24 protein-coding genes are annotated in these 21,242 nt (G+C 49.1%); 17 read left to right on the forward strand and 7 right to left on the reverse strand.

Annotation, left to right across the window (positions count from 1 at the left end):
* Window positions 1-65: 65 nt before the first annotated feature.
* From CLC91_RS01855 to CLC91_RS01865, 3 genes are read left to right on the forward strand one after another with little or no spacing between them, the layout of a single operon-like run.
* Complete coding sequence (locus CLC91_RS01855; protein ID WP_095497252.1) at window positions 66-1,904, forward strand: assimilatory sulfite reductase (NADPH) flavoprotein subunit; 1,839 nt, start codon at window positions 66-68, stop codon at window positions 1,902-1,904.
* On the forward strand, window positions 1,904-3,598 hold the full coding sequence (cysI, locus tag CLC91_RS01860) for an assimilatory sulfite reductase (NADPH) hemoprotein subunit (protein WP_095497253.1): 1,695 nt from the start codon (window positions 1,904-1,906) through the stop codon (window positions 3,596-3,598). Before CLC91_RS01855 ends, cysI begins: the two co-directional genes overlap by 1 nt.
* 10 nt (window positions 3,599-3,608) lie before the next feature.
* Window positions 3,609-4,364 carry a phosphoadenylyl-sulfate reductase gene (locus CLC91_RS01865; RefSeq protein WP_095497254.1) on the forward strand — a complete coding sequence of 252 codons (756 nt, stop codon included), beginning with the start codon at window positions 3,609-3,611 and terminating at the stop codon, window positions 4,362-4,364.
* A gap of 10 nt (window positions 4,365-4,374) precedes the next feature.
* Here the strand turns inward: CLC91_RS01865 and CLC91_RS01870 are convergent, their stop codons facing one another.
* Together CLC91_RS01870 and CLC91_RS01875 are read right to left on the reverse strand one after the other, a co-directional pair.
* Window positions 4,375-4,896, reverse strand: coding sequence for a L,D-transpeptidase family protein (locus CLC91_RS01870; RefSeq protein ID WP_095497255.1), 522 nt, complete (start codon window positions 4,894-4,896; stop codon window positions 4,375-4,377).
* On the reverse strand, window positions 4,883-5,770 hold the full coding sequence (locus CLC91_RS01875; RefSeq protein WP_095497256.1) for a phospholipase A: 888 nt from the start codon (window positions 5,768-5,770) through the stop codon (window positions 4,883-4,885). Before CLC91_RS01875 ends, CLC91_RS01870 begins: the two co-directional genes overlap by 14 nt.
* Window positions 5,771-5,944: 174 nt before the next feature.
* Between CLC91_RS01875 and cobA the strand changes: the two genes are divergently transcribed.
* The gene (cobA, locus tag CLC91_RS01880) at window positions 5,945-6,772 is read left to right on the forward strand and encodes a uroporphyrinogen-III C-methyltransferase (RefSeq protein ID WP_095497257.1); all 828 of its coding nucleotides are present in this window, start codon (window positions 5,945-5,947) and stop codon (window positions 6,770-6,772) included.
* Window positions 6,773-6,776: 4 nt separating this feature from the next.
* Here the strand turns inward: cobA and CLC91_RS01885 are convergent, their stop codons facing one another.
* From CLC91_RS01885 to CLC91_RS01905, 5 genes are all read right to left on the reverse strand, one after another.
* On the reverse strand, window positions 6,777-7,304 hold the full coding sequence (locus CLC91_RS01885) for an SRPBCC family protein (RefSeq protein ID WP_158220670.1): 528 nt from the start codon (window positions 7,302-7,304) through the stop codon (window positions 6,777-6,779).
* Window positions 7,305-7,367: 63 nt separating this feature from the next.
* The gene (locus tag CLC91_RS01890; protein WP_095497259.1) at window positions 7,368-7,904 is read right to left on the reverse strand and encodes an acyloxyacyl hydrolase; all 537 of its coding nucleotides are present in this window, start codon (window positions 7,902-7,904) and stop codon (window positions 7,368-7,370) included.
* Entirely contained in the window at window positions 7,901-8,419 is a 519-nt protein-coding gene (locus CLC91_RS01895; RefSeq protein ID WP_095497260.1) for a 4'-phosphopantetheinyl transferase family protein, read from the reverse strand. Before CLC91_RS01895 ends, CLC91_RS01890 begins: the two co-directional genes overlap by 4 nt.
* 3 nt (window positions 8,420-8,422) lie before the next feature.
* Window positions 8,423-9,490 carry a methyltransferase gene (locus CLC91_RS01900; protein WP_095499894.1) on the reverse strand — a complete coding sequence of 356 codons (1,068 nt, stop codon included), beginning with the start codon at window positions 9,488-9,490 and terminating at the stop codon, window positions 8,423-8,425.
* A gap of 3 nt (window positions 9,491-9,493) precedes the next feature.
* Window positions 9,494-9,829 (reverse strand): hypothetical protein, encoded by a 336-nt coding sequence (locus tag CLC91_RS01905; protein ID WP_095497262.1) that lies wholly within the window; start codon window positions 9,827-9,829, stop codon window positions 9,494-9,496.
* A 146-nt stretch (window positions 9,830-9,975) separates the two neighbouring features.
* Here CLC91_RS01905 and CLC91_RS01910 point away from each other — a divergent pair, with 146 nt between their 5' ends.
* The 13 genes from CLC91_RS01910 to CLC91_RS01970 are packed head-to-tail and all read left to right on the forward strand — an operon-like array spanning window position 9,976 to window position 21,239.
* On the forward strand, window positions 9,976-10,668 hold the full coding sequence (locus tag CLC91_RS01910; protein WP_158220671.1) for a beta-ketoacyl synthase chain length factor: 693 nt from the start codon (window positions 9,976-9,978) through the stop codon (window positions 10,666-10,668).
* Window positions 10,653-11,426, forward strand: a complete 774-nt coding sequence (locus CLC91_RS01915; protein WP_095497264.1) for a lysophospholipid acyltransferase family protein — start codon at window positions 10,653-10,655, stop codon at window positions 11,424-11,426. The genes CLC91_RS01910 and CLC91_RS01915 overlap by 16 nt, the downstream gene beginning before the upstream one ends.
* Before the next feature lie 17 nt (window positions 11,427-11,443).
* On the forward strand, window positions 11,444-11,719 hold the full coding sequence (locus CLC91_RS01920; RefSeq protein WP_095497265.1) for a phosphopantetheine-binding protein: 276 nt from the start codon (window positions 11,444-11,446) through the stop codon (window positions 11,717-11,719).
* Window positions 11,719-11,967: an acyl carrier protein gene (locus CLC91_RS01925; RefSeq protein ID WP_095497266.1), complete on the forward strand. Its 249-nt coding sequence runs from the start codon at window positions 11,719-11,721 to the stop codon at window positions 11,965-11,967. The genes CLC91_RS01920 and CLC91_RS01925 overlap by 1 nt, the downstream gene beginning before the upstream one ends.
* The gene (locus tag CLC91_RS01930; protein WP_095497267.1) at window positions 11,967-12,515 is read left to right on the forward strand and encodes a COG4648 family protein; all 549 of its coding nucleotides are present in this window, start codon (window positions 11,967-11,969) and stop codon (window positions 12,513-12,515) included. Before CLC91_RS01925 ends, CLC91_RS01930 begins: the two co-directional genes overlap by 1 nt.
* Window positions 12,512-13,855 (forward strand): AMP-binding protein, encoded by a 1,344-nt coding sequence (locus CLC91_RS01935; protein WP_158220672.1) that lies wholly within the window; start codon window positions 12,512-12,514, stop codon window positions 13,853-13,855. The genes CLC91_RS01930 and CLC91_RS01935 overlap by 4 nt, the downstream gene beginning before the upstream one ends.
* Window positions 13,848-14,198, forward strand: a complete 351-nt coding sequence (locus CLC91_RS01940; RefSeq protein WP_095497269.1) for an ApeI family dehydratase — start codon at window positions 13,848-13,850, stop codon at window positions 14,196-14,198. The genes CLC91_RS01935 and CLC91_RS01940 overlap by 8 nt, the downstream gene beginning before the upstream one ends.
* A complete protein-coding gene (locus CLC91_RS01945) occupies window positions 14,198-15,862 on the forward strand; it encodes a glycosyltransferase family 2 protein (protein ID WP_095497270.1) in 1,665 nt (554 codons plus the stop codon). The genes CLC91_RS01940 and CLC91_RS01945 overlap by 1 nt, the downstream gene beginning before the upstream one ends.
* A complete protein-coding gene (locus CLC91_RS01950) occupies window positions 15,852-17,396 on the forward strand; it encodes an HAL/PAL/TAL family ammonia-lyase (protein ID WP_095497271.1) in 1,545 nt (514 codons plus the stop codon). The genes CLC91_RS01945 and CLC91_RS01950 overlap by 11 nt, the downstream gene beginning before the upstream one ends.
* Window positions 17,381-17,818, forward strand: a complete 438-nt coding sequence (locus tag CLC91_RS01955) for an acyl-CoA thioesterase (protein ID WP_095497272.1) — start codon at window positions 17,381-17,383, stop codon at window positions 17,816-17,818. Before CLC91_RS01950 ends, CLC91_RS01955 begins: the two co-directional genes overlap by 16 nt.
* On the forward strand, window positions 17,797-18,423 hold the full coding sequence (locus CLC91_RS01960; RefSeq protein WP_158220673.1) for a LolA family protein: 627 nt from the start codon (window positions 17,797-17,799) through the stop codon (window positions 18,421-18,423). The genes CLC91_RS01955 and CLC91_RS01960 overlap by 22 nt, the downstream gene beginning before the upstream one ends.
* Window positions 18,410-20,695, forward strand: coding sequence for an MMPL family transporter (locus CLC91_RS01965; RefSeq protein ID WP_095497274.1), 2,286 nt, complete (start codon window positions 18,410-18,412; stop codon window positions 20,693-20,695). Before CLC91_RS01960 ends, CLC91_RS01965 begins: the two co-directional genes overlap by 14 nt.
* Entirely contained in the window at window positions 20,682-21,239 is a 558-nt protein-coding gene (locus CLC91_RS01970; RefSeq protein ID WP_095497275.1) for a DUF3261 domain-containing protein, read from the forward strand. Before CLC91_RS01965 ends, CLC91_RS01970 begins: the two co-directional genes overlap by 14 nt.
* The last annotated feature ends 3 nt before the right edge of the window (window positions 21,240-21,242 follow it).

Genomic DNA, 21,242 nt, shown 5'->3' on the forward strand with positions numbered 1-21,242 from the left:
GCCTAGGTAGAGTGGGGGCATCACTCACACTAGGGAATGCCCTAGGTTTTAGCTTGGAATTACACATGGTTGGTAAAGAGTTGTCGGCGCTGGCTTCGCCACTAGAAGAAAACCAGATTCAGTCGTTAACGCAATTAACGCAACAATTAAGCCCATTGCAGCAAGCGTGGGTGAGCGGTTACCTCGCCGCCTCAGCGTCGGCGGCACTGCAAGCGACCACCTATGCTGAGGCAACTACAGCAAACACTGACACCAGCGCACCAACCACCGCCGCTCAACCAACGTTGACCATTTTATATGGCAGTCAAACCGGTAACTGTAAGGCGTTAGCACAAACCTTATTCCAGCAGACCCAACAGCAGGGTGTCACAAGCGAGCTGGTTTCAATGGCTGAGTTTAACCCTCGTAAACTAAAGGATGAGCAGGGTTTGTTGGTGTTGGTATCGACTCATGGAGAGGGGGATCCACCGGATGACGCCATCGGCTTCTATAAATTCTTAAACAGCAAAAGAGCGCCACAGTTAAGCCAGCTCAAATATTCGGTATTGGCCTTGGGCGACTCCAGCTATGAGCATTTTTGTCAAACTGGTAAAGACATTGATGAGCGCTTGGAGCAATTGGGAGCTAAGCGTTTAGCTCCTCGCCAAGATTGCGATCTCGACTATGAAGGCGAGGCTGAACAGTGGCAACAAAACACAGTTAAACAGTGGTTAGAGTCTCTTCCAAATGCGTCGAGCACGGCACAGGTGGTCAGTATTAACCCCAGTTTAAGTAACGCCGTGCAAACGGAACAAGGCTACAGCGCCAAAGCACCGGTAGAAGCGGAAGTGTTATCGGTGCAGAGCATTACCGGACGCGACTCCATTAAAGACATTTATCACATTGAATTAGCCTTGCCTGAAGGCATTCGTTACCAAGAGGGCGACAGTCTTGGGGTGTGGGCCGACAATCGGGCAGATACGGTGTCATCGGTGCTAGAGGCACTTAGCCTCGATGGCGACGAGCCTGTGCAACTTAAAGGTGCAACCCTGTCATTGCGCGAGGCCTTAACCAAACGGCTTGAGCTCACATTGATAACCCCGCCGCAATTGCAAAAGTGGGCGCAACTGAGTGCTGCTACCGAACTCACGGTGCGCATCGCTGAGAAGCAGCACCTGAGAGCCTACATTGCCCAGCGTGATTGGTTGCAGGTGTTCCGAGAGTTTCCAGCCAGCGTCACAGCACAGCAGCTGGTGGACAGTCTGCGAGCGCTCAGTCCTCGGTTGTATTCCATTGCATCCAGTCAACAGCTGGTGGAAGAGGAGGTGCATCTAACAGTGGCACAAGTGAAACGAGACAACCGCCTTGGAACCCACTACGGCCTGGCCTCCAATTATTTGGCGGATCGCATTGAAGAAGGACAAACAGTGTCTGTGTTTGTTGAAAGCAACAGTCACTTTAAGCCCAGTAGCGATGCCCAAACGCCGCTGATTATGATTGGCCCAGGAACTGGCATTGCTCCTTTTAGAAGTTTTATGCAAGCGCGAGAAGCGCAAGGCTTGAAAGGCAACACTTGGCTGTTCTTTGGTAATCCCAATTTTGAACAAGACTTCTTGTATCAAACCGAGTGGCAAAGCTATTTGAAGCAAGGGGTGTTAGAAAAAATCGATTTAGCATTTTCGCGCGATCAGGTTGAGAAAGTGTACGTCCAAGACCGGTTACTGCAGCAAGCGCCTGCGGTGTGGCAATGGTTACAGCAAGGTGCGGCCATTTACGTTTGTGGCGACGCCGAACGCATGGCAAAAGACGTCGAAAAGGCGCTACTCACCCTCATTGCTCAGCAAGGGCAAATGACCCATCAACAGGCGCAGGACTATTTAGAATCATTGCGTAGCAATCATCGCTATCAAAAGGACGTTTACTAATGAGCAAGCAAAAACTGGCGGTTAACGAGTATTTGAAAACCGATAGCGACTATTTACGTGGCAGTATCGAGCAAGGTCTGGCCGATCAAGTCACCGGCGCTTTCGCCGAGGGTGACCAGCAACTGATTAAGTTTCACGGCTTTTATCAGCAAGATAATCGAGACATACGTCAAGAGCGAGCCGAGCAAAAACTCGAACCTTTACATAGCTTTATGTTGCGAGCGCGGGTGCCTGGAGGTATTTGTACACCGGAGCAATGGTTGGCGCTCGATGACATTGCTGCCAACTTAACCAGCTACCACAGTATTCGGCTTACCACCCGCCAAACGTTTCAATATCATGGCATCGCTAAGCGCAATGTGAAGGCGTTGATTCAAGGGTTGGATAAAGCGGGGCTTGATTCCATTGCAGCCTGTGGTGATGTTAACCGTAACGTTATGTGCAACCCTAATCCCGTTCAGTCGAGCTTGCATCAACAGGTATACCCGTTTGCGGTAAAACTGTCTGAGGATCTGTTGCCGAAAACGCAAGCCTATGCCGAAATCTGGCTAGATAAGGAAAAACTGCTCACCACCGAAACCACCGTCGAGCCTATGTATGGCAATACCTATTTGCCTCGCAAATTCAAGACAGCGGTAGCCATTCCACCTCACAACGATGTGGATGTATACACCAACGATTTGGGTTTTATTGCCATTGCTACCGGTGACGAGCTGCAAGGGTTTAACGTCAGTGTTGGGGGAGGCATGGGTTCAACTCACGGTGATATCAACACTTACCCTAGGCTGGCGGATGTTTTAGGTTTTATTGAGCCGCAACACAGTCTTAAAGTCGCTGAGGCGGTCATTACCACTCAACGAGATTGGGGTAATCGGGTTGATCGCAAACGCGCCCGTCTTAAATACACAATAGATGACCGTGGTCTTGAGGCGTTTAAAGCTGAAGTGGAAAAACGCTCCGGTATCCAGTTTAAACCCGCCAGACCGGTGCAGTTTGACAGCCGTGGTGATCGCTTCGGTTGGCACAAAGGGGTGGATGACAGTTGGCACCTTACTTTGTATTTAGAGAACGGACGAATAGTGGACAAAGAAAATCGTCCCATGCGTTCAGGACTAAGAGCCATTGCTAACGTCCACAAAGGCGATTTTCGCATGACCGCCACCCAAAATTTAATCGTTGCCAATGTGGCGCAAGAAGATAAGCAAGTCATTGAAGACATTGCCCGACAATACGGTTTATACGGCGAACTCGTATCCGCCACACGAGGGCAGTCTATGGCCTGTGTGGCACTGCCTACTTGCCCACTGGCAATGGCGGAAGCTGAACGGTATTTGGGCGACTTTTTGTCCAAAGTCGAAGCGCTCCAGCAGCAACACCGAATTGCCGATGTGCCCATTGTTGTGCGAATTACCGGCTGTCCTAATGGCTGTGCGCGTCCGTTCGCCGCCGAGATAGCCTTAGTGGGCAAATCAACCGGTCGCTACAACCTGTACCTTGGTGCGTCTCATGTGGGTACTCGTTTAAACAAAATGGTGTTAGAGAACGTTACCGAAGCCCAAATATTGGCGCATCTCGATCCCTTGTTTGCCAAGTTTGCCAACGAGCGTGACGAGAACGAGTCATTTGGTGATTTTGTGGTGCGCAGTGGTGCAGTCGCTCCTGTGTATCACTCGGCCACCGATTTTCACGCGTAAGAGGTTTATTATGCACTCTGAATTTGATGTCGCGATTCCGTCTCTTGAAACGTTAACCGCGCTGGATAAAGCCGGTCAACAACAGGCGCTGCAAGAGCTTAATGAACTTCTTGCTAACTGGACTCCACAACAACGCATGGCCTGGGCTGTTAATTCGCTGCCAGGCAACAAAGCCTTGTCTTCAAGCTTTGGTATTCAGTCAGCGCTATTGCTGCACATGAGTGTGAATGTTCAGGCGGACATACCGGTTATTTTGACCGATACCGGTTACTTGTTCGATGAAACGTATCAATTTGTGGATGAGTTAACTCAACGATTTGGACTTAATTTGCATGTGTATCGCTCTAGACTCAGTCCCGCTTGGCAAGAGGCGCGCTATGGTCAACTGTGGCTAAAAGGGCTCGATGGTCTAGAGCAATATAACAAGATGAATAAAGTGGAACCGATGAATAGAGCGCTTGCAGAGCTTAACACCAGCGTATGGATTGCCGGTTTGCGCCGAGTTCAGTCGGATACGCGACAGCAACTGCCCATTTTATCGGTGCAAAATGGCCGCTATAAATTGCTGCCGATTGTGGATTGGGATAATCAACAAGTGCATCAATATCTCACCGATCACCAATTGCCGTATCACCCGTTATGGCAAAAAGGTTATGTGTCGGTTGGAGATACTCATACGTCTAAGCCACTCGAGCCCGGTGAATTAGAGCAAGACACGCGCTTTTTTGGATTAAAGCGCGAGTGTGGATTGCATTTCGATATTTAGCTCGAGGTAACTACCATTCAATGTGGATGGGGGTGCCTTCGCTCACCAAGCTCATGATCTCGTTCATCTGTTCATTGGTAACGGCAATACAGCCATTGGTCCAATCGAAGTTTTGGTCCAGTGGCGAGTAACCTGCGTTCAGTGGCTTTTGGCCATGGATCATGATTTGCCCACCTGGGTTGATGCCTAAGGCTTTGGCGATGCGGCGATCTTTCTCGTTGGGGTAATCAATGTGAAAGGCTCGATAATAATGAGAATGTTCATTTTTGTAATTAAGCGTATACAAGCCTTCTGGGGTGCGCTGATCGCCTTCCTGACGCTTGTGGCCTTTGGGATTGTCACCAAGGGCAATCCGATATTCACTGACAATGGTGTCGCCAGACTTTAGGTACATCATGCGAATCGATTTATCCACATGCACCAAATCCACTTTAGATGCCTGTGCACCAAAGGAGCTAACACTCAAAGCAAGGATGATAAATGCCAGCAGTAGATAACCTCGGTGACAGTGGCATTGATTAAATGAGGTCATTCACCGATACCCCAATGCCTAGCCGTTGGTTGTGATGATTGTAGTCAATCATGCTCTCACCATACCCATTAAAATACTGTACGTAGAAACGCAGGTTGCCTTTAATTGGGTAGCTCCAGTTAAATTGCAGAGAACCTTTGTTATCGCTGAAATCCAAATTGTTGCGAACGATCATGGAGTATCTTTGGTTATCTAAGCCATAGGCGAAGTGCAGTTCCATGTTCCCTAAGAAATGTTCAATATCTGGATTGTCGTCGCCTTTGGGATCCAATGGATCTTCTTTTTCTTCTTCTGGCAATCGGTACCAAGCCTTCGCCATCATGGCGAAATTACCGCGATCAAACACCGCTTGACCGTAAATTCGATTCCAAGAGCGGGAAAGAGGTTGGGATTGGCCGTTGGATTGATGACTTAAACCAAATCCCCAAAACGAATTGCGCAAACCAAACAGTTCTTGGTCATTTCTAAACAGTACAAAGGCTTCTGGTTCGTGGTTGGTTTCTCTAAACGGCGATGAAATTTCTTTGTTATAGACTTGCCAATAGGATTGATTGGTATAAGCCACAAACAGGTAGCCGTTGTCATTAATAAAATTGGTCGCTATGGGCAGTTTAAAACTGATTTGAAACTTCGCTTCTAGGTTGTCCAGTCCCACCTCTTGAGTGCCCGGTACGTTGTCGCGACTGGGCTTCTTATTAGGGCGAGACATGTAACTCACTGGTAGTAAATAGTTTACTCGGTGGGTGGTCAACACATAGGCTTCGCCGAGCTGCTCGGCTTCAGTTTCTAAGCGTTCTTGAAGGAGAGAGTCCTCGGCCTGCGCGGATGCTACCAGTCCCAAAGCGAGAATGAGCAACCAAAACTTAAACGACATGTTGGTCCCTTGTAATTTTTTTGTGTCATTCTAACAGGGGAGGCGTGGTGTGGGTAGCCGTAAATGCAGAGTCTCTCTATATGCTTAATCGTTATATTAAATCGATTTTTGATATTTTTTACGGAATAAGTAGACAGGTATAGTTGCTGTACCTATCAACAACATCGAAACGCTATGTCATTGCATGAATTAACAGGCAACAACGGCGCCGCTACCGTCTACTTAGTAGGTGCCGGAGCGGGCGACGCCGACTTATTAACAATGAAAGCCTATCGATTGCTTGAAAGGGCTGATTGCGTACTTTATGACGCCTTGGTGAGCCAACAAATTCTCGATCTCATCAACCCAAGGGCGGAGAAAATTGCCGTAGGCAAACGGGCTGGTCAGCACAGCGCTTCACAAGCCGACATTAATCAATTGTTGGTAACCAAAGCCCACCAAAATCATCGTATTGTGGTGCGTCTTAAGGGTGGCGACCCGTTTGTTTTTGGGCGAGGAGGCGAAGAGCTGCTGAGCCTCTCGAAAGCCGGTGTCCGGTTTGAAGTGGTGCCAGGGGTCAGTGCCGCCAACGTTGCCAGTGCCTACGCAGGTATCCCATTAACGCACCGGGGCATTAGTACCTCGGTGAGTTTAGTAACCGGCCACTGTATGGCGCAGGGAGACCCAGCTCAATGGCGCGAGTTTGCTCAAGCCAACCATACCTTAGTGATTTACATGGGGTTGCAATCGGCAGCCCATATCCAAGACAGCTTGCTAGCGGCGGGGCGTGCCTCTAGCACCCCCGTGGCGGTAGTCAGTAACGCTGGACGAGCGGAGCAAGTACGGCGACTAGGCCGCTTGTCTCAATTGGCATCGTTAGCAACCGAGGCTAAAGGGCATGGTCCCGGTTTGGTGATTATTGGCGAAGTAGTTGGCTTAGCGGGACAGATGGACTGGCGCCCAAAGGCCGAACTTACCTCGCCCCATCAAGGCATTATAAAGCGTCATCATAGTCTCGGTTAATCCTTTACACGTTGTTAGATTCTATGGCGGTTTTTAGGCGAGTGAGCCCTTTTTTAAAGTTGTGGTCGATGAAATAACGACTGAATAACGCCATGTATGGACCGATTAAAAAACGATCAAACTCTCCCTTCATTTGCCAGCGTATAACTGTCACGCGATTTTTCAGTGTACGCAATGCAATGTCTCCGGTTGCGTAATTGTCCCCAACCGACATGGTGTAGCTAACGCCGTGATCCGGATGGGCAGTATTAAAGATTAAGTTGCCTTTTTCTCGCCCCTGTTCGTCCACCCAACGTTGATAGGCATCATCACCAAAACTGGGATCGCCAAGCACAATTTGCAGCTTTGGGTTATTGTTGTGCCACGAGGTCCACTGTGGCCAGCGCTTTAAATCAGCAATCCAAGGATAGATCTCGGCTTTATCGGCATTTATTTCTATCTGTTGTACTACCTGATAATGATTAGGTAAGGCTACGCCTCCCAATGCAAAGGCGACTAAAAGCCCTGCGCACACGCGAATCAACCACTTCAAAATACTACTCCCTAACAATCGTCATCGTTAGTATAGTTCAGGCTTTCCTGTCATGGATGTTGGTTAGAATCGATGACCAAAAGAGAGGTTAAACAAGACGTCTAAACCATCGTTAGGTTGGTCAATATTGGCATTGCTGAAGTGGCGGTAGAAAAAACCGATTGAGGAGTTGCGCTCGGGTCCAAAGTACATACCTGCCCCCACCTGAGCGAGCAGAGCAAATTGACTGGCTTGGTAGCGGTCACCCAATTGTTTTTCACTTAACCAAGTTGGGCCAAGGGCGCGTACTTGAAAGTAATACAGCTGTTTACCAATGGGCTGCAATAATTTCAACTCGGGAAATAATGACAACGCGGTAATGTTGCTATTGCCCTCAATGGCGTTGGTTTTTAGGTGTGTAATACTCGCTCCCCAGCTGAGTCGCTGTACATCGCTGCGTTGCCACTCTTGAATTAACAAGTCGGCAGCGATCATTTGATTGTCTTGAGCGCCGCCCGGTTGCGGGCTGTTGCCATAAGACATGGACCATTCAGCAGCACTTGCCAAGGCGCTTACACAAAGTAAGACAAGCCCTATTGTAAGGTGAAATAGACGGTTCATGGTTGATACACCAAGGTCATGGCGTACTCGTTGGGTGCCGCTAACGGTTGAACTGTTAAACCGCAATCAAGCGCCAACGCATCGTCACACACACCAAGCAGTGATAACCGAGATGGCGACTGGCAGTGAGCGCACTTCCAAGCGGCTTCTTTGGTGGTCCAGTAGCGATAAAACTGAGCAATATCGGTAATTGCTTGTGGCTCTTGCGGGTGGCGAATGTAATCCCAAATGCCTTGATGATTTCGATTAGGATTCATGAATTCGATGTCTACGCCCAGCGGTTGATGGTAAACCGCTGCCACCAGGTGCTCGCCGCTGTGGGAAAGGCTTAGGTGAAGATTGCCGTCATCTAAGGTGGGGGCTCCATGTTGGTTCCGACCAATGGAATCAGGACTAACCGCTCGTTGCCAATGCCGTTCAAGCAATGTGGCTAACAGCTGGTTGCCCTGCATTTGTTGTTGCGGTCTCGATAGCGTTTTATCGAAGCTGCTAAGGGCAACCAAGGGCGCTTGCACGATTTACGCCTTATGGCATTCGATTAAGGTGTGCCCCAAGCCAATGTTATCGGTTTGGCTGACAATGGTGAGACCGGCTTGTTCGATTAACGGCAAAAACTCGTGGCTCATGTAAAAGCGGCTGTTGCCATTGGCTATCGCTGTAAAATATAAGCTGGTGGCATTCAGCGCATGGCTTGCCGATTCGTAAGGCTGACAATCTGGGAATAACTCCAAAATATACACTCGCGAATCGGGACGCATGGCCTGGGTCACTCGAGTCAAAATAGAGACAATTTGTTCCTTTGAAAAGCAATCGAGGAACTGGCTCATCCAATACACGTCTTTACCTTCAGGCAGGGCGTTTTGCGGGTTTAACAAATCGCAGGCTTGGGCTTGAACCCGTTGCTGGAAACCGTGGGTGACCATGTTTTCTAATGCCACTTGCAACTGCGGCGGCAAGTCAACCATGGTCACTTGAACTTGGCTGTCGTGTTGGCAGCATTGCAGGGTCCACTTACCCGTGTTGGCGCCAATATCACATAAACTGGTGGTTGGCGTAGCAAACACCTTTTCTAATAAGGTGCCGAAACTGCGATCGGAATAATAATGATCAAAGTTAAACCAACTGTTCTTTTGTTGCTCCGTCAGTTGCGATAAACCCGGATACAAGGTTTCCCAGTCGCCAAGGTATTGCAACCCAACCGGTTTCGCTTGTTGTATCGACTCGGTGAGCTTGTCCATGCCTTGATAGCAAATGTCTGCCACGAAATCTATGTTGGCTATGGTCATAGCATCGTGATCGACAAAGTGCCCTAGCTTAGTCAGCTGGTAGTTCGGTGCTTGCCACGTGACCAGTCCAATAGACAAGGCCATATCGAGCAGCACCGCTACGCCGTATTCACTGACCCCAGTATCTAGGGCTAACTCAGCTGCACTGGCACCGCGCTCCTGGTAGTTAGTTAGCGCCGATAAAATGCCAAGCTTCCTCAGGGCTTGCGCCGTTTGAAAACTGACTGGGGCAAAGGCTAGGCGTTGCGCTTGCTCTTTGGCTTCAAGCGGTGTGAGCTTGTCGTCACTGTAAAAGTTCATAAACTATTGCTCACTCTTGCCGGCCTGCTGACGGTAAACATCGTATAAAGATTCCTGAATATCACGATCCAAGTTGGTTACCCAAGTATTGTATTTGGTGTGAATTTTGCCATTTTTATAGTTCATATTGACGGAGTCGACATAACGTATGGCATATCCCTCTGTGGTAAATGGAATGTCTACGGTTACTTCGTGGGTGCGTAAGGTTAATTTGGCTTCCATCATACCTGGGGCTTTGAGCTGCATTATCCAGCCCCGTTTAAAACTGGCTTTCTCGATAGCGGTTTGCACTTGAACTTCAGTTAAGTTCGCAGGCACAGGTCGATCTTCAAATTTCATCGGTGGTTTTACGATGCAAGCTGAGATACACAGGGTTAAAAATAGGACTGTGATTGTTCGTAACATTTTGGGCCTCATTGTTATTTTACGATTTATGGGCATTTAGAATAACGATGGGTCATGTTAGCATAAATGCAAGATTTGCGATGAAAATTACCAGCAACATGAAGCTTTCCATTGGGTGTGATGCGTGGCACCTTAGCAACGATCAAGGTTTACAAGCCATCGCCGCCGGCAGTTCAGCGTTTCCAGAATTAGCTAAAGTGCCCGCAGGCATGAAACGTCGTGCCAGTGCTTTATCAAAAAACGTGGTGGCCAGCGGTCTTAGCCTATTGCAACAAGATGACTGCGAGTTCATCGTGTTTGCCAGTCAAAGCGGTGAAATTCAGCGTACGCTCAAATTGTTGTTTCAGCTCGCGGATGAGGAGGAACTGTCTCCCATGGCGTTTGCGCAGTCGGTGGTCAGTACTGCTCCGGGTTTACTCACCATTGCCGCCAACAAAGCCATTCCCTTCACCACCATCAGTGCCGCCGAGAATACCTTTGAAGCAGCGCTGCTTGAGAGTCTGGTGACTCTGGCGAGCGGTCGCTATAACAACCTCATCTTGATGGTGGCCGACGAAGCGTTACCGCCAATTTATCATGCCCACAGCCAACGCTCTCGAGAAGACAATTTAATCGTATTACGCCTATGGACCCAAGGGCCGTGGCAAATTAATGTGGGTCCTAATGCTGGCAACAATCCATTTGAGCTAGAAGCATTTTTAAAGGCGCTACAAACGCCCTCGAGCTTTAATAGCAGTCTCTTTGGAAGTGAGCTTACATGGCGTCTAAACTAGTAACTCGGCTAAGCAAAATCATCAGAGGGGCTTGCTCTGGCGTGTCGTTTGTTGTGTTTGGCATTGGCGGGCTGTTTTTATCTTATGTTTGGTTTCCCCTCATTGCCTTAAAAACCAGAGATGAAACTCAGCGGCAACTATACTGTCAAGCGAGCATTAGTCGTACGTTTCGCTTTTTTACCCAGTTTATGGCGGCATTAAACATACTGACCATCGACGTTAAAAATTTACAAGGCTTGCAACAACAACCGGGGCGAATCATCATCGCCAGCCATCCAACCTTGATAGACGTCGTGATATTAATGGGGTATTTACGCCAGTGCGACTGTATTGTGAAGGCGGACCTGTGGCACAATCCGTTTATAAAGCATGTGGTTAGCATGGCTGGCTATATTCCCAATCAATCCGAGGGTATTATTGAACAGGTTGAGCAACGGCTGAGCCAAGGACGCACGGTATTGATTTTCCCAGAAGGCTCAAGAACCCCGGTGGGACAAGCGGTTAATTGCCAAAGAGGCGCCGCTCAATTGGCGGTTCGCAGCAATGCCTCGATACAGCCTGTGGTGATCCAATGCCAACCGTTGGCCTTATATAAAGGGTGCCCTTGGTATAATATGCCCGCATCCCCGATGCATTTTTCAATTAATGTGGGTGAGATTGAGAGCATCGAACGGTTTACCGATAACGCGCCATCTCCGTCAACGGCGGCGCGCAAATTGACTCGATATTTTAATGAGGTGCTTAATCAAGCGCCTTAAATCAAAGGAACAGTGTTGTGAACGATTTGGATGTACAGCTTAAGCAGCTGATAATTAATTCACTGAATCTCGAAGACTTGCAAGTAAGCGATATTGACAGTGACGAACCTTTGTTTGGTGATGGCGATGGTCTCAACTTAGACTCTATCGATGCCTTGGAACTCGGGCTTGCGATTAAGAAAACCTTTAATATCGTCATTAATGGTGACGATCCGGCTGTACGTGAACACTTTCAAAGTGTCACCACATTGGCGGATTATATTTCTTCTCAGAGCACTCAAGGAGCCGTCTGATGAGTTATGAAGAGGTATTTGCACTGATCAAAGAAGCCATGGTGGAGCTGTTTGAATTAGAGCCTTCGCAAGTAACGCCAGAGGCATTATTGGCGGATGATTTAGATCTGGATAGTATTGATGCTGTGGACTTAGTGGTGTTCTTGCAAAACAAGACCGGCGATAAATTTGAAGCCGAGACTTTTAAGTCGGTCAAAACCGTCGATGATGTGGTGGTCGCGGTTGTTGATTTAGCAGCTAACGCTTAATGAAACTGGTATCGGTATTAGGCGGCATTTTAGTTGCTTTATACCCGTTACTGGTTTTCATGGGGCTTTCCCACGACCATGGGGTGTGGGTCTTCGGCTTAATTTTTGCGGTTTTGTGTTATCGGGTGGTGTTTAGCAAAGCCATAACAGCGATGGCCAAACTGCTGCGGTTTGGAGCCGCCATTGGCGTGGTGCTAGTGGCGCTCGGCATGCTGTTAAAGCAACAGCATTGGTTTTTGTATTATCCGGTGGCCATTAACTTAGTATTGGCCACCGGCTTTTACATCAGTCTGCGTGCAAAGTCGCCGGTGATAACTCAACTGGCGTTATTACAGGATCCAAACCTGGATGAACGCGGCCGACACTACACCGCCACACTGACTAAACTGTGGCTTGTGTTCTTTGTCATAAACGCCAGCATTGCCTGCGCCACTACTTTTATGTCACTGAACCTTTGGACTTTGTACAACGGATTGATCAGCTACCTTCTCATTGGCACTTTGCTTGGTGGGGAATGGCTTTATCGGAAATGGGTGTTAAAGGTATGAAACACTCGCTATTGCACAACCTATTATGCGAGCACAATGGCCAGCGCGTTATCGCTTACCGTTCGGCGACACCGCTCACTTTGCGGCAGTTACAAACAGACTGTGCGCATTTGGTTACCCGTTTGAAAGCTCACCAAGCGAGAGACTTTGCGATAGTATGCGACGAACCTTGGTCGATGCTGGTGGCGCTACTCAGCTGTCATCAGGCCGATAAACACGCCATCCTTCCAAGTAATCTGCAACCTAAAAACTGGCCTAGCTATCGGCTTAAGTGGCCACTTATCAGTAATATCGATGCCGCATTGCACCACAATGACGTTGCAGTGGAAATTGGCTCAAAACAAGCGCTTGAAGTGGACTTTAGCCCCTTGGACGGCAGCGCCTGTGGGTTGTCTTTGTTTACTTCGGGCAGCAGCGGTGAACCTACTCAAATTAGCAAAACCCTGCAATTGCTTGAGCGAGAAGCTCAAGAGCTGCAGCAGCAGTTTTGCAGTGATGAACCGGTGACTCGAGTAACAGCCTCAGTGGCTCACAATCACATTTATGGCTTGTTGTTTCGCGTGGTGTGGCCTTTGCTGGCAAACCGCCCCTTTGACTGCGGCTTGATTGAGCACGAAGAAGCATTAATGTTGCAACTCACCAAACAAACGTTATTTGTTGCCAGTCCTGCATTTTTAGAGCGCTTAGGGCAAATGGAACAACTTCAAGGGCAGTGTCATAGCGTATTCAGCTCCGGAGGTCCTTTGTCATTCGAAGCCGTAGAAAGCTGTTCAAAACGCTTGCAGTGCCGTCCCATTGAGGTTTATGGCAGTACTGAAACGGGCGGTATCGCATTTCGGCAGCGACAACACGCGAACCAGCCTTGGCAAGCGTTTTCGTGCGTCGAATTGGCCATTCATAATCAATGTTTAGTGGTGCGTTCTCCCTATATTGAAGCGGCTTATTTTGCGACTAAGGACCAGGTTGAACTTCAGGATAGCAACTTATTCAGTTTGGTTGGTCGACAAGATCGCATTGTTAAAATCGCTGAAAAACGAGTTTCTTTGGATGAAATCGAGCTTGCTCTAAAACAATCGAGTTTGGTTGATGACTGCGCGGCGTTAGCCGTTACCCAAGGAAAACAGCTGCGCATTGTGTGCGCGGTGGCGTTGTCCGAAGAAGGGAAGCAGCACTATGCCAGCCAGGGGCACTCATGGTTGTGGCGGGAATTGCGCAAATGCTTATCTGGCCTGCTAGAGCCGGTTGCTTTGCCACGCAAAATCAAGGTGGTGGGGTTCATTCCTCGAAACAGTCAGTTTAAATTAGACCTGGCAGCGATTAAGGAGTTGTTCCATGACTGAACCACGCTACCCTCAAGTATTAGCCAAGCAGGTGAGTGCTACCAGCGCTTGTTTGAGTTTACACATTCCGGCCCAGCTGCTGTTTTTTAAAGGCCATTTCGAAGGCACGCCGATTCTGCCCGGTGTGGTGCAAATGGATTGGGCGATTCACTACGCCAAGCAGCTGATGGTTCCAGATTTTCGTTTTGCAGGCGCCGATGTCATTAAGTATCAGCAGCCCATAAAGCCAGATATGCAACTGCAGTTGCAGCTGGATTGGGATGAGGCCCGACAAAAATTGACCTTCAGTTACCACAGTGATTTAGGCAACCATGCCACCGGCAAGTTAAAGAGTCAGCGCTAATGCTTAATATCGTCGCCATCATTCCTTGCTATAACCACGGCAATACCGTCGCTGCAGTGGTGCAACAGTTGCGTCAGCACGAACTGGTTATGGTATTGGTCAATGATGGTAGTAACGCCGAAACCACCGCGGCGCTGCGACAACTTAAAAACGATAACGATGTATTTTTGCTTGAGCTGGAAACCAATCAAGGTAAGGGTGGAGCGGTGATGGCAGGGATGACATGGGCTTATCAGCAAGGATACAGCCATGGACTCCAGGTGGACGCTGATGGCCAACACGATCTCGCCAAAATTCCGAATCTGATTGCCTTGGCAAGCGATAACCCAAAGGCGGTAATATCAGGCCAGCCAATCTATGGCGATGATGTTCCTAAGGGGCGTTTGTACGGACGCTATGCAACCCATGTATCGGTTTGGATTGAAACTTTGTCACTACAAATCCGAGATTCCATGTGTGGCTTTCGAATTTATCCATTGGCGGCTACCTATGAATTAATTTCTACTGTTAAACTTGGTCGGCGCATGGATTTCGATATTGAAATCTTAGTCAGGCTCTACTGGCAAGGGCTTGATATACAGTTTCTTCCGATCGCGGTGCACTACCCAGAAGACGGCGTGAGTCATTTCGACGCTCTGTGGGACAATGTTAAAATCAGTTGGCTCCATACTCGCCTGATCACTCAAATGTTGTTTAAGAGCCCGACCCTTATTCGTCGTCATTTCAGCGCTTCTCAAAACAATCATTGGTCGAAGCATAGAGAGCGGGGCAGCTATTTAGGCATCATGATTTTGCTCAAAAGCTATCAGCTTTTTGGGCGCAAAGCGTTTTCTTTGATGCTTCACCCTGTGATTGCCTTTTATTACCTTACCGACGCGAACGCCCGTGCAACCTCTACCCAATACCGACAAAAGCTGACGGAATTTGCAAAAAGCCGCAGTCATTCGTTGCCAACACTGAGCAGCTACCGCCACATATACAGCTTTGGGCAAAACATGCTGGATAAGCTGGCGGCATGGGGAGGCCACATTGGCCTTGATTCGTTGGATTTTAGCGATGAGGCTTTGCTGCAAAGCGTGATAAACAGCAATGAGGGGGCGGTAATATTAGCCAGCCACCTAGGAAACATAGAGCTGTGTCGCGCCTTGTCTGGCAAATACACCGAGTTAACCATTAACGCGTTGGTGTTTACCGAACATGCCGAGACGTTTAATAGCGTTATGAAGCAAGTAAACCCAAACAGCAATCTTAATTTGATACAGGTTACTGAGTTAGGGCCTGATACCGCCATTTTGTTAGAGCAGAAGCTGAGTCAGGGAGAGTGGGTGGTTATCGTTGGTGATAGAACCTCTGTGACGCAACACAAACGGGTGGTGTGGCAGTCGTTTTTAGGGACGCCAGCGCCTTTCCCACAGGGGCCTTTTATGTTGGCAGGGCTGTTAAAACACCCTGTATACACCATGTTCGGTTTCGCCAATAACGACCGTTATGACATCTTTTTCGAGCCCTTTGAGCAACATCCGAGCCTGCCAAGAGGGCAGCGGCAACAAGCGCTTCAGCAGTTAGTGGCCAAGTACGCGCAGCGGCTCGAGCACTATGCGCTGCGTTATCCGCTGCAGTGGTATAACTTTTTTGATTTTTGGACTTGTGAACATGACAGTTAATGCCTCTAAGGTCGTTTTTGGCGACCGCAATTTGAACATAGAAGACATCGTCGACGTTGCCTTTAAAGGTCGTGGCGTGAGCTTAAGCGAGCAACCACAATTCGCCAAACGCATCGAAAAAGGCGCCGACTTTCTCGATAAGCTTTGGAAAGAAGAAGGTATTATTTATGGCGTTACCACGGGTTACGGAGACAGTTGTACTGTGTCGATTCCGGCCAATTTAGTGGAAGAATTGCCACATCAACTCACTCGTTTTCATGGTTGTGGCTTAGGCAAACACTTCGACACCAGTGAAACCCGGGCCATCATAGCGACACGCCTCGCTTCATTAAGCCGTGGCGTATCTGGGGTAAGCATGGAGCTGCTTGAAAACTTGGTGGGTTTGCTTGAGAACGACATTTTACCTCGCATTCCTGAAGAAGGCTCGGTGGGGGCGTCGGGCGACTTAACCCCGCTTTCTTACATTGCCGCCGCTCTTATAGGTGAGCGGGATGTGGTGTATAAAGGGCAGGTCACCAGCGCTGCGGTTGCGCTTCAAAATGCCGGCATCAAGCCGATACAGCTTAAACCCAAAGAAGGCTTAGCAATGATGAACGGAACCGCGGTAATGACCGCCATTGCTTGCTTAACATGGAAACGCGCCGATTATTTGTGTCAGTTGGCTACCCGGATTACCGCAATGGTCAGCATTGGTATGCAAGGCAACGCGTTTCATTTTGGCGAAGCCTTGCATGCGGTTAAACCACACCCCGGCCAAGTGCTATGTGCTCAGCGAGTGCGCCAAGATTTGGATTCGCAACGAGCCCCTCGAAACTCAGATCGATTGCAAGACCGCTACTCATTGCGCTGTGCTCCTCATGTAATCGGGGTGCTGCAGGATACCTTAGAGTGGGCTCGCGGCGTTATTGAAATAGAGCTTAATTCGGCTAACGACAACCCCATCATCGACGGCGAAGAAGAGCGTGTGCTTCATGGTGGCCATTTTTATGGTGGCCATATTGCCATGGTTATGGATAGTCTCAAAGCGGCGGTGGCCAATGTCGCCGACCTGTTGGACAGACAATTGGCGCAGCTATGTGACTATAAATTCAATAACGGTTTGCCCTATAACTTAAGCGGTGCCAAGGCCGATGTGCTGCCCATTAATCACGGTTTTAAAGCGGTGCAAATTGGGGTGTCGGCGTGGACCGCTGAGGCCCTTAAAAACACCATGCCTGCTTCAGTCTTCAGTCGCTCAACCGAAAGCCATAATCAAGATAAGGTGAGCATGGGCACCATTGCCGCTCGCGATTGCCGGCGGGTCATTGAGTTAACCGAGCAGGTTGCGGTAGCTTGTGCTTTCGCTTCCGTACAGGCCATCGAATTAAGGCAACGGCAACAACAACTTGATGCCACGGAACTTAGCCAAAGCATTCAAAAAAGCATTACCGAAATACGTGCGATTAGCCCATTTTTAGACAGCGACCGCCCGCTTGAAGCTGAATTAAGAGAAGGCTTGAATGCGGTGCGACTGCAGTTATGGACCTTGTACTAATGACGCTTGTTGCCAATGCACAGGTGCGGGTACCGTTTCAAGACTGCGACCCCATGCGGGTGGTGTGGCACGGTAATTATTTTCGCTATTTGGAGTTAGGGCGAGAAGCGCTGTTAGCCGAACTGGATTTCGATTATCGGGAAATGGAGCGCCAAGGCTATGCCTTTCCGGTGGTGGATACGCGCATGAAATTTGTCGCCTCGGCAGTCTACGGCGATGCTCTGACCATTCAAAGCCGCTTGGATGAGTGGGAAAATCGGTTAAAAATCAGTTATCGAATCACTCGCGATAGCGATGGAGCTACTTGCATTAAAGCTCACACCATTCACTGTGCAGTGGGCTTGGAGGATGGCCAAATGCGTTTTGCTTCGCCACAATGCTTATTATCGAAGGTACAGGTATGGCAAGAATCTCAATCCTAGTCCTGACGTTGCTGATCAGTTTTAGCGGGTGGGGACAAACCCCGGCTAACTTGCAAACGATAGAGCAGGCGTTGGCCGCGAATCAACAGCTGCAAGGGCAATATCAGCAACAACGCTTTATTGCCGGGCTGTCACGACCGCTAACCTCCAGTGGTGACTTTTATTTAATCAAAAACCAAGCGCTGCTTTGGCAGCAAAGCGTTCCGTTTGAACAGCAAACGCTCATGAGCCAAAGTGGCATCGATGTTTATACAAACCACGTAAAACAGCCGCAAAGCTCGCAGCAAGCAAAGCTGTCGCAGTCCATTAGCCAAACGGTATTGGCGCTGATGTCGGGCGACTTGAAGCGACAGAGTGAGTTGTTTGATGTGCGCCTTAATACCGAACCCCAGTGGCCGCTATGGCAACTGCAGCTTACCCCTAAAGGCGGAATGTTTGCCAAAGTGCTGGCCAACATTGAGGTCAGCGGAAACCAAGGGGATGTGTTGACACTGAAAGTGATGGAAAACAGTGGTGATCACACCGAGACGCGTTTTATCCAAACCAGCCCACTGACTCAGGTTCCCGAATTGCTTAAGGGGCTGGATAACCGTGAATCGAAATAGCCTAGCCTTTGTGTATGCGGCGTTAGTGGCATTTGCTAGCGTCATGTTAGCCGTTTGGATATACCAGGGCGGCCAGCCGAATAACAACTTCCTCGATTTACTGCCTAAAGACCAGCAACGTCCTTGGGTGCAGCAGGTACTTGATGAGGTGAGTGAGGACGTTGAAACAAAGTTAATTCTGGTGGTCAACGGTGATGACTTTACTCAGGTAAAAGCGGCCACCGATGAGTTGAGCCAAGAGCTTAGCCAATCTTTGGAGTTGATGGTCACCGATGTCGATGATATTCAGTCTAAAATTGGCAAAAGCTTGTTCGATTACCGCTATCAATTACTTGATAACGACACCCGCAATGGCCTTCAAAATGACGGTGCGCCAGAGATTGCGCAGCGTGCCATCACCCAGATTTATAGTCCGTTTGCCGGCGTTTCTTTTGCCGAATTGGATAAGGATCCTTTCCTGCTGTTCCGCCATTATTTAACGCACGCGTTTGCAGAGCCTCGCTTTAGCGCCGAACAAGGCTACTTGGTGCGTCACAGTGGTTCGCAAGTGCAAATTTTACTGCAAGCACAGCTCATGGCGAGCCCTTATCAAAGAGAACAGCAGCAGTTAATAGCTCAACTCAACCAGCGTGTTGACGACATCGCACAACAGTATGGAGTGGATGTTTGGCGACAGGGTGCTGCTTTTTACGTCACAGATGCCGCTTCGTCGGCACAATTTGAAGTGGCGATTATTGGCGGCGGTTCATTAGTGGCCATTGTCATTATCATGTTGTTGCTTTTTCGCAGCCCTCAACCGCTCGCCTTATGTCTACTCACGATTTACAGTGCCATCACCATGGCAGCCGCTGTCACCTGGTTGTGGTTTGGACAAATTCATGGATTTACCTTGGTGGTTGGGGCGAGCTTAATTGGTATCTCGGTGGACTATGCCTTCCACTATATTTGTTATCGCAGTTGCGCCGGGGCTCATTGGCACCCGAAAACAGCGTTAAAGCACATGCAGCCGGTTCTGCTTTTGGGCATGCTGTCGTCTTGCTTTGCGTTTGCGGTCATGATCTGGGGAGGATTTCCCGGGCTTAAGCAAGTCGCTGTATTCTGCAGCGTCGGCTTAGCTGGCGCATTGGCAAGCGTGTTGTTGCTGTATCCCTTGTTCACTGAAACAGCAGCTAAGACCGATTTAAGCGCATTAGGAGACACCCTGGTTAATGGCTGCAACAACTATCGCCGCAGCGTGATAAGCCGCTTGGCTTGGCTGCTTGTAGTGGTTATTTCCGGTTATGGCCTAACCTTGGTAAGTTTTAACGACGACGTGCGCGCCATGCAGTCTTTGTCTTCGCAATTGAAACAAGAAGAAACGCTCATTGCTAACGCCACGGGTGTTAGCCCAAGTCAACAATGGTTGGTGATTGTTGCCGATACCCAAGAGCAAGCGCTCACCACCCAAGAACAATTAATGCCACAACTGCAAGCGCTGCAACAGCAAGGCGTGTTAAGTCGCTTTGTTAGCTTAGGACAGTTGCTGCCTTCGCAAGCTCAACAACAGCAAAATTACCGACTGAGTCAGTACTTGCTAGCAAGTTCGGGGGAGCAGTTAGCGGCTCAACTTGGTCTCTCAACAACCCCACAACTGCCGCCATTTAAATTACTTACTTGGGAAGTCTTTTCTTACTTAAAAGCCGATTTGCCATTCTTATTTGGCAGCCTCAGTGATGGCCGAAGCTATGTGGTGGTGACCCTGCAAGGGGTACAGGATATCGCTGCAATTGAAGCGCTGCAGCAGCAAAGCGCGCAGGTAAGCGTTAGCTATGTCGCGCGAGCCGATGAAATCAGTACCCTGTTAAGCGATTATCGCAACAGTGTTTTAGAATTACTGCTGGTGGCCTTGCTGGCGGTGTTTACGTTGCTAGCTAGTCGCTATGGTTTGTTGCAAGGTGCCCGGCTGTTACTGGCGCCGGTGCTTGCTTGTGGCTTTGCCATCGCTTTGCCAGCAATAGCTGGATTACAAGCCAACCTGTTTAGCCTGCTTGGTTTACTGATCGTGTTTGGGGTTGGAGTGGACTACAGTTTAATTTTAAACGGCCATCGCAATCAGGGGCATGGTTTACTGACGGTGATTTTGGCGGGCATTACCACCTTACTGGCGTTTGGGATTATGGCCTTTTCCAGTAATAACGCCATTGCCAGCTTCGGTCTAACGATTGCCTGCGGCATCTTTGCCGCCTGGGTGCTCGCGCCACAACCACAAAGGATGAAGCATGTTGCACCTTAGAGTGTTCGTTATTGGTTTGGTGTTGCTGGCAACAGGGTGTGCCACTACCGAGCAAAATCGCGGCCGAGATGCCTGGCCAAGTCCAGGAAGTTATGGTGGCGAGGCTTATATTCAGCAGCAAGCGCAACTTAAACGAGGTGAGCAACAGTATCAATTCATCGCCGTTACCGAAATCAATGCTAAACAGGTACGCCTGGTAGGCCTATCGATAATGGGCGTAAAGCTGTTCGACCTCAGCTGGGATGGCACAGTGCTCACCAGTCACAGCCTGCTGCCAAAATCGGAGCAAGGGCCGAACGATGCGCTGGTGCTGGAAAGCTTGTTGTTGGCGCTATGGCCGCCAACAGAGCTCGATGCATTGCTTAGTAGCGCTAAGCTCACTATGATAACCACATCAGATTCGCGAGTGGTGAGCAAGGGCGACGGTCAACAACAGCTGACCGTGCTTTATCAGCAACCACGACAAAACGGTGGTCAGATACGCATTATCGATAAGCGTTTCCAAACAGAGTTAACCTTAACGACCATCGAATGGCAGCAGTAATTT

The organism is Paraferrimonas haliotis (assembly GCF_002282895.1).
Lineage (GTDB): Bacteria > Pseudomonadota > Gammaproteobacteria > Enterobacterales > Shewanellaceae > Paraferrimonas > Paraferrimonas haliotis.